The following is a 9,228-nucleotide window of genomic DNA, read 5'->3' as shown; positions in this document are numbered from 1 at the left end:
AAACAAAAAGCTTCACAATTTGTCTAAATTTAGCTTCAGAAATTTTAGAACGATTTGCATATTTATTTTTCAATTGCATGAGCATGATTAGAACACCTAATTATTTAGTTGTTCTACTCGTGACCCTATTTTATTTTTAAGTCATTTCATCTTATTTTATCATTTTAATTCAAAACGGGGGGACGGCTTTAACTTTTTTAGGAGTTGTGCGGCTCGCGCGCGGCGGCTGTCGGCAGCAAAGAAAAAGAAAAAAGAAAAAACCGAGTGTATACGAAAACACGCCTTTAACGGCAAAAAGTTCAAAAATTTGTGAAATAATTAAATAGAAGAAGAGAATTCATTCTATATACGTAATTTTATAAAACGAATGGTGATTAAATGTCCAAAAAAAACTCACGTCCGAAAACACGAATGCTGGCTTGGGGAATTACCGGTGCCGGCGACAAGCTTCCCGAAACGATTGAAGCGATGAAAAAAATCAAAGCCAAAGATTACATCGTTGATGTTTTTGTTTCCAAAGAAGGGGAAACGGTTTTAAAATGGTACAAGCAGTTTGAAGAAGTCAGCAACGCTTTTGATTCATGCACCATTGAATCCGGCCCGAACGCCCCGTTTATCCTCGGCGACCTGCAAACCGGCAAATATGACGCTTTGATTATTTCGCCCGCGACGGCTAACACGGTCGCAAAAGTCGTTCACGGCATTGCCGACACACTCTTGACAAACGCCGTTGCGCAAACCGCCAAAACCGACATTCCGATTTACATCTACCCCGTCGATCAAAAGAAAGGCAAAATCAAAACCCACGCCCCGAACGGCCGCGAGTTTTATTTAAAAATGCGCGAGGTCGACGTTGAAAATTCTAAAAAATTAAAAAAGATGGAAAACGTCAAAGTTTTGAAATCACCTGAAAAATTGAAGAAATATTTTAAGTGATTTTAGATTTCTAATTTTTAAAAGAGTTGGAATCCAAGCATTGCTTTTTTGTTTGATTCAATTCTGTATTTGATTCAATTTTTCATTTTTTAAAAGATTAAAAAATAAATTTAAGCAAAAGAAACGAGTTCTTTTGCTTTTATTTTCGTTTTATTTTTGTGTTTGCTTTTTGTTTTTGGATTTCGTTTTTCAAGCTTATTTTCATCTGTTTTTCAATGATTTTGCTTTCAATTCTTCTTTCGGGAACCGTAGAAGATTGCGCCGACAACTAAGACAACCATCCCGATTGCGACGATGCTGGAGGCGGAGAAAGTCGGATTTTGAATGAAGTCGCGGATGCTTGAGACAGAGCTTTCAAGGAATGATTCCGTCATCTGATAGCCGGAGACTTCCCCGGGTGTTTGACCGACATCGGTACCGTAACCGCCGCCGTCTTCACCTTCGTCTTTTTGTTCATCCTGCTGTTCGGCAGGAGTACCGTCTGCAACCGTTGCAAGACCAAATCCTGAACCGCCGCTTTTTGAAGTTGTTTGTTCTGTCATAGATATAGCATCTGTTATGAGCTTTTCATACGCTTCTTTTTTAGCATCCATCCCCAATGCAGATAACTGACCCATAATGAACTCGTTAAAGCCTAAATTTCCGCAAGTGTGGTGACAGCAGGCAACCCCTTGTTCGATAACAGAATCTGCGAAATCATTAACCATTTGACTCAGTATGCTTTCATCTGCGTTCCAGAAGTTGTTTTCATCATCCTTCTCTTTTGTCGCCATCTGAATTAAATGACCGAGAGCGGACTGATATGAGTAAGCGTTCAAATCGCTCTCTTTAAGCCATTCGCCGTTTTCTCCGGTCAGAAGATGCTGATACAATTCTGTCATCATTTCATCACTAATCAGATCAGGGTTTGTTACTTTCAAGAGCATGAGATTTTCAAAGAGCTGCTCGATTTCACGCGCGCCGGCATATCCGTGTTCTTTCAAACTGTCAAACCAATCTTGGTTTGTATATTTACCGACAATTTCTCTGTCAACGAAGTCTTGAAGCGTCTCAATAATCGGACCTTTCGGATCCTGATAATTCATAACATAAGAATCAGGATATTCTCCGCCGCGCATATAGCTGACTGCCAGATTCAATCCGCCGAGATACTGAATGAAATCGTCACTGTCCAACGCGCCGTACAAAGAAGATGAACGGCTGTGAATTGTTGCATCCACATTAGACAATTGATCCCGGAACAAATTCTCATAAGCGGCCGGCTTTGTTCCCCATTCTTTATCATTGTAGACATAGCCCATTCTTGAGATGAAATGTTCCGCCAGTTCGTCTGTCGAGCTCCATGTGTCAGTTGCGCTGATGACATTATCCAAACCGGCGCCGTAGGAATCCGCGGCTGGTCCGAAGACGCGTGACAAAGCCACATCTTCATCATAGCCCATATCTGTCAATTTTTTGGTATTTTCAACAATATTGTTTTTGACGGTTTGTTTTTTCCCGTCGACCGTAATTTCAATTTCTCCTTCGGTATAAGCCGCGCGGACTGCACGGTCAAGCATTAAAACTTTTTCGGGGAATGTATCGCGATACGTTCCCGATATTTCAATGATGACATCAATACGAGGGCGTGCCACTTGAATTTCATCCCTGCCCTCATTTTCGACAGTCAGAATAAAATCGTCATCATCAATCGTATCGAAATTCTTTGAATCAACATTTCCGTTGGTCCAAATCGGTTTCATGCCCAGCAGATACATGATCTGCGCTTCCATTATACCGTCTGTTCTTGATGTTTCGCCTGCCCATAAAACAAAGCCGACGGTTGAGGGAAACTCGCCGTGTTCATTGTAATAATCAACGAGCATTTCATCCATCAGGGTTTTTGCATAATTCCAGGCAACTTCGGTCGGAATCTTTGTTTGATCAACTGTTTGGAAATTTCCGCCTGTCGGAAGCGCCTGAGGGTTCGTAATCGGATCGCCTCCGACTTTCGGATAAATAAATTCGCCGTCCAGCGCTTTGAGAATTTGTTTGATTTCCTGAGAATTTGTAAGATAATATTCATACTCTCTTGATTTATCCAGCAATTCAATGAAATCCTGCTTCTCATCAATGCTCTTCTCAGCATCTTTCTTAAAGTTGCTGACATCACTTCCAAAGAAGTCATTGACAAGTTCTTCAGTTGGTTTCGATTGGCTCATTACATCCAGCATCAGATCATATGCATCGTCGTCTGTTTTCTCAGATGAACTGATTTTACCGATTGTATTTTGAAGACTTGGCGTCATCATCGAAAACACCATGTCATTAACATATTCGGCTTTAATGCCTTGGCCCAAAATATGCAATCCTGCCGGATAAGAAGCCGATTTGAGTGTTTCGAGTTTGTCTTCCAATTCATGAAGAGCTTCTTCAAACTCTTCGTCTGTCATCTCTTCATTGAATTTTCCGACAGCGCTGAGCTGAGCTGCAATACCGTCATAATATGCGGACCCATCGCCTGCCCCGATTCCTTCCGCAGGTACGTTACCGTTTATAATATCTATGATTGCTTTTTTGTAACCTTCTTTCAGAGCACCGCTGTCTTCCATGTAATACATGATTTGTTCTTCCAAAGTCACATAATCACCATAAAGACCGACAGGAACAATAGCAGGGGTCATGTGATCCACAATAACCGCGTTTCCGCGCCTTTTGGCAACAATGCCTTCGCCGACACCGTCCACGATATATGTGTACACAATCGGAATATTGCCGGCCATCAATGCCGGCCAATCATAACGGGATAATGAATTTTGTTTCCCCGGAAGCCATTCCATTGTTCCGTGGCGGCCGATGCTGACCGTTGCGTCTGCCCCGAAGCCTTGTTCTTTTTGGTTGTCTTTGTGCTGGAGCCACAAATAAAAGGCAATATATTGATGTGTCGGCGGTATGTTTGTATCGTGATAGAGTGTTTCAATACTGCTTTCGGCCCCTCTGGCAGGCTGCGGTGTCAAAATGACGCGGCCGTTTCCGTCCCCTGTCTCATCCGTAACATCGATGTAGGGAATGACAAGATAGTTTTGATAAACCATAATGTCCCCGGGTGCCGTTCCCCAGGTTTTTTCCACTTCTTTCAGTTTATCATTGTAAAGCTGCGTCTGCTTTTCTCTTAACTGCTCCTGTTCGGTTTGGTCATAATCTTTTAAGGTATCTTCAAAACTTTCCCCCAAGAAAGCTTCTTTGAACCAGTTCAAATAAAGGCTTTTTGAAATGAAAACGGCTTTCCCATTGTCATAAATATCACCTTTGCCGTTCAGATTGACATTCCCGACCATCGCTTCAAGCTCCCCGGGTGCCCAGCTGCCTGTGTTGCGCCCTTGGGTGATCATTGTCTGAGTTAAAATCTCAGCATCAGGAACTTTGGATAAATCAATGTTATATCCGTCGTTTTCCATCCCGTCAAGAAGATTTAACAAACTGTTCGGCACATCCAGATAAGAAGCACCGATATTTGCTTTTCCGCCGCCGTGATTGTAATAGATTAAAGCAACGTTCTTGTTGCTGCTGTCAGTTTTCTGCAAGTTAATCTGTCCCATGACACGTTCGACCATCCATTCGGTTTGTCCCGGAATAGGAACAGTACGATCTTCCCCGTTGATTTTTTCGGTTGATATGATTGCAATCGGGTCAATTGATCCGATGAGTTCCTGATTAATGAATTTCATGGATCCGTTTCCGAGAGGATTGCTGCTGCTTTCCCATTCTTCCAATGTATTCATAATCAGAATATTGAAAATCGGAACATCCATGTCGATTGTGCTCAAACGGTGTTCTCCGATGTATCTGTAATTCAAAACCGCATTAATTTCTCCGGGTTTGAAAAATTCACTTTCTTCATCATTATAATAGGACGGACTTTCGGCATAAGCAGCAATGACATTGACGCCTCTGCTTTCAAATTCGCGGATCAGCTTGTCAACCGGATCCATTTTGCTCGGATAATAGGATCTGTAAAAGGCGATACCGACAGTCGGATTATTTTCGTTATACATATAACCGGTTCCGATAACATTTCCGCTATCATCGGTTATTTCTCTTTCAGAAGAATACCAATTAATAAATTCTGTGTAATCAGATTCAAAAGCAGCTTCAAGCTCAGGATGATAGATGGCTTTTAACGGAAGTTCAACAGGTGCTTTGACTTCGCCGAGATCATAACGTCCGTAAAAGTCGACCAAAATCATATTGATCATTTGTTCTAAGTTGTCGTTGTGATACGGAGAGTTTGACCAATATGTTGAGATTAAAGTCCTGTAATCGTTCATCTTCTGTGTTGTGTCTGTTACTTTCGGAATTGTCGGAATAACATATTTCGGGTGTTTTTCCAGAAGATCTTTATCGGCGGCACGAGTTGCATTATCATCAAAAATGACAATCGGAAGTTCTCGAGTTTTTTCACTTTCGGCAAAAAGAGTTTCAGAAAGTTCGCTCCATGTCACCATTGCAACCATGTGAATGGTCACGACATCAGCGCCTTCCATAGACTGTCTGATTTCTTCAAGCTCTTCGGGTGTTGCATTTGCAACATCTTTTGTTTTAACGGAAACGAGCTCAACGTTTTTACCTTCGTATTTCTCTTTTAAGTTATCCAACAGAAGATTATGACTTTCATAACCGCTGATGACAACAACTTTTCGGGGCACATTTATTAAATTCGGGTTTGAATTCAAAAAAGTATCAATTAAAACACATTCTTTGCCTTCGCTATCAACCGCTTTGATTGAATAACTGACATAACCATAGCTCAAATCGGATTTATCAATTGAAAATGTGTAAACTTTTCCGGCAGGGTATTTATCGTCGGACTTTTCAATTAATTCCGGGGATTCACCTGTTTCTGTAACGTTTTTGCCATCTTTGTCTGTATAAGTGATTTCGAGTGATTCAGTTCCGAATACTGTTACATTGATTTCGAATTTTTCGTCTCCTTCCAAGCCTGTTTCAGTAATTTCCGTTCCGGCAATAATCGGTGACTGAAGCAAAAACATTTTTGAATTTGACCTTGTGGTTGTCCCGCCCATTCCCGGATAATAAAGTGTTCCGGAAATTTCATTTCCGTCGTCTGCCGATTCAATTTCGATATTTAGATCCAACAAGCCGGAGTATAACGAAAAGATTGATTCCATTGTTTTTTTATCAATATTGCTATTTGAATCATCATTCGTTTTGATAAGAGTGACTGAATGCCCTGTTTTATCCGAATCCACGGTAACAGATTCCAAGATAACGGAATTGCTTTTTCCCCCGTTACCGCCCAATATGAAATAATCTCCGTCAGGAATTCCTTTAAATTCATAATCTCCGGCACCATCACTTGTTGTCACGGCAATGATATTATATTCATTCGTCAAAGGAACGGTAATTAAATTCTGATATGTTTCGGCACCGGACTGAGCAGTGACAATGACTTCCAAGTCACCGGATTTCAAATCAGATCTTGTAATTTTGAATGTAAAAACGTCATCAAATGCTGTATGATCAGGATTTTCGGGTTCATTACTTTCACCATCACCCGGTGTTTCAGGAAGCGTTTTTGTCAGAGTTCCGTCTTTTCCGGAATAACTGATTTTTACGGTGTCAGCCCCGGAAGCTGTGATGCCCAGAACAATTTCATCTTTTTTAATTTCTGTTTCAGCTCCAAGAATAAGCGGTTGTTTAAACAAGAAGATAGATTTGGACTTAACAGTCTGCAGACCCATCGCACCGGCATTATACTTTAAGACACCTTCAATGGTATAGCTTCCTGTATCAATTTGCTGGATACTTCCGATGTCACCTGCTATTTTTGTGTAAAGCTCAAATGCTTGATTTCTTCCTTCTTTGTAAATATCTTCGTCAACACCGCATTTTTCTGCAATTATTTCATCCAATTCTGCAGATCCTTTCACTTCTACAAATTCAACAGCAACATAATTGCTTTTTCCTGCGTTTGCTGCCAATATCACATATTTTCCGGCAGGGATATTTTCAAATCTATATTTACCCCCTTCTTCATCACCGGATCCTGTGGTAGAATATGAAATAACTTCATATTCTGCAGATTCTAATTTATCGCCATCATCGGCACTCGTCATCGGCACAACCGATGAAAATAATAAAATAAATAATACAAGTAATGTACTCAATTTATGTTTAATGATATCCATTCCCCCATGATTGGTTTTATCAAATCGAATTTTAAAACAAAAATAAATTTAACCTTAAACTGATTTTATTGCAAATGTAACGGCACAATAATTCAGATTATCTTCTCAATAGTTCGGAGAACAGATAAAAACGTGATTTTTCGGATTAAAACTATTATCTTTTAAGATTATTACATTTTTAACATATCATTAGGATTATAAAATATGCAGTTGTTTTTTGAAATTTTTAAAACAGCACCTGAAGAAATTCTACATTCATGAATGACAAAATTCAAAACAAGATGAAAAAAAGAATCAGGCGTAACAACTATTTGGAAATATTTCATAAAATGAAAGGACAATTGTCATCAAAAATTAAAACAACTCAAAACAAACCCGCACATTTATTTTTCGTTTCGTTTTGACTTTTGTTTTAAAACGGTCTCATAAAATTTGATTTTCGAATTGTTTTTAGAATCAACCGGCGCTTTGAGTACTTTCACCCCGCTTCCTTCGCCTTTAATACCGACAAAAGACTTGTATGAGTTACTGTCTTGTTAAAATAAAGACGGAGGAAAAATCATGACCGCCACAATCGAAACCAACGATTTCAATGAAAGTATCGCTTTAAACAAAACATTTGAAAACAAAAGCAGCGAAACCGACTCTTACGAAGAAAACGAATTCTTTAAAGGTTTGGTTCAGAGAGCCCGCTTTTACGAACAATTTGAAGACCGGAAAACAAAAATCACATATTCCGTCGTTCAAACGGACATCAGCGCATATACGGCTTGATAAACAATAATAATCTAATTTAATTTGAATCAAAACTCCATAATTAAAACTCCGATTTGAAATTTTAAATTATTTCATTTGTTATTTTATTATCTGTGTTGTTACTTCATTCCGGAAACAAAATCCGGATATAATTTATAAAAACGGCTTATCATTTGCATTTTCTTTTTTTCATTTTTATTATTTTTTTCTTTTTTTACTTTTTCTTTTTTACTTTTTCTTCATTTCCATTATTTTTGTTTGCGGCAGAATTAATCAGATCAAACAAATCAGAAAGAGATTATTGATTAAAAATGAATTTAAAAATTGAATAATGAAAAGAATAAATGAGAAAGCAGATTGAAAAGAATGAAAATATGAAAACAAAAATAAAAACATTGAAAACCAAGAATAAAAAACATTGAAAACAAGAATAAAAAACATTGAAAACAAGACTAAAAAACATTGAAAACAAGACTAAAAAACATTGAAAACCAAGAATAAAAAAACGTTAAAAACAAGATTCGAAAATTATCAGAAAACAGATTAAAAGAATCCGCGAGTTTTGATTAAAGTGGTTTTCAATCAAGACTCGCAGACTTCGTTTTTGGGTTTTTATGAGGACGTTTTACATTTAGGGAGTGTTATGTCGTTTTTGAACGTTTTTGTGTGTCTGTTTGTGTTTTTGTGTGTTTTTACAAAGGATTTAGGTTAGGGGCTGTCAAAGAATTTTTTAATATCAGTTTTGATTTCATTAAATTCCTTTTCAGCTTTATCATATTGATTCTGAGCTTCTTTGTCCAAATCGTCAAAGAACTTTTGGGCATCTTCTTTTGTGATCTTGTTTTCCTTGACAAAATCATTCAAGTTTTTTTTGGCGCTGTCCCAAGATTTTGAAATATCGTCTTTTGTCTGCCGGTATTTCTCATCCGCTTTTTTGTTCCATTCCTCGGAACGTTTTTTTAATTCTTCCTTGGACATGTCTTTTTTGAATTGCGCCATGTCGTTTTTGGCGTCTTTTTTGAAGTCCGCCATATCTTTTTCAGCCACTGAAAAAGCTTTTTTCGTTTTTTCTTTGATCTCGTCAAAGAGAGGTTGTTTTTGTTCACTTTCTTGTGCCATTTTTTTAGCCTTCATTGCATTTATTACTGCAAGTTTTTGACTGCAATACCATATAACACGGTTCAAATATATATAGCTTTGTTAAAATTTTACTAAAAATAAATTTTTACTTTGATAAAATAGTTTTATTTTAATTCACACATTTTCAAATTTTCTTTAAAAGTTTTCAAAAATGCCGGGATTTTAGGTTTATTTCGGCGTTTATTTCGGATTATTTTAATATTTGAAC

At 38.2% G+C, this 9,228-nt stretch carries 4 protein-coding genes and 1 pseudogene; 2 read left to right on the top strand and 3 right to left on the bottom strand.

Annotated features, from left to right (window positions below; translation table 11 throughout):
• Positions 1–79 (bottom strand): annotated as a pseudogene (locus tag MmiAt1_RS03175) (IS1595 family transposase); the annotation flags it as partial.
• A 299-nt stretch (positions 80–378) separates the two neighbouring features.
• On the opposite strand from MmiAt1_RS03175, the gene afpA reads away from it, so the two are divergent.
• Entirely contained in the window at positions 379–936 is a 558-nt protein-coding gene (gene afpA / locus MmiAt1_RS03170; RefSeq protein ID WP_318785444.1) for an archaeoflavoprotein AfpA, read from the top strand.
• A gap of 227 nt (positions 937–1,163) precedes the next feature.
• Here the strand turns inward: afpA and MmiAt1_RS03165 are convergent, their stop codons facing one another.
• Entirely contained in the window at positions 1,164–7,052 is a 5,889-nt protein-coding gene (locus MmiAt1_RS03165) for a cobaltochelatase subunit CobN (RefSeq protein ID WP_318785443.1), read from the bottom strand.
• A 633-nt stretch (positions 7,053–7,685) separates the two neighbouring features.
• Here MmiAt1_RS03165 and MmiAt1_RS03160 point away from each other — a divergent pair.
• Entirely contained in the window at positions 7,686–7,898 is a 213-nt protein-coding gene (locus tag MmiAt1_RS03160) for a hypothetical protein (protein ID WP_318785442.1), read from the top strand.
• A 690-nt stretch (positions 7,899–8,588) separates the two neighbouring features.
• On the opposite strand, the gene MmiAt1_RS03155 is transcribed toward MmiAt1_RS03160, so the two are convergent.
• Positions 8,589–8,999 (bottom strand): hypothetical protein, encoded by a 411-nt coding sequence (locus MmiAt1_RS03155; RefSeq protein ID WP_318785441.1) that lies wholly within the window; start codon positions 8,997–8,999, stop codon positions 8,589–8,591.
• Positions 9,000–9,228 lie beyond the last annotated feature (229 nt).

It is taken from the genome of Methanimicrococcus hacksteinii, from assembly GCF_032714515.1.
Lineage (GTDB): Archaea > Halobacteriota > Methanosarcinia > Methanosarcinales > Methanosarcinaceae > Methanimicrococcus > Methanimicrococcus hacksteinii.
The sequence above is the reverse complement of the archived record's forward strand: the minus strand, read 5'-3'. Positions and strand labels throughout refer to the sequence as shown.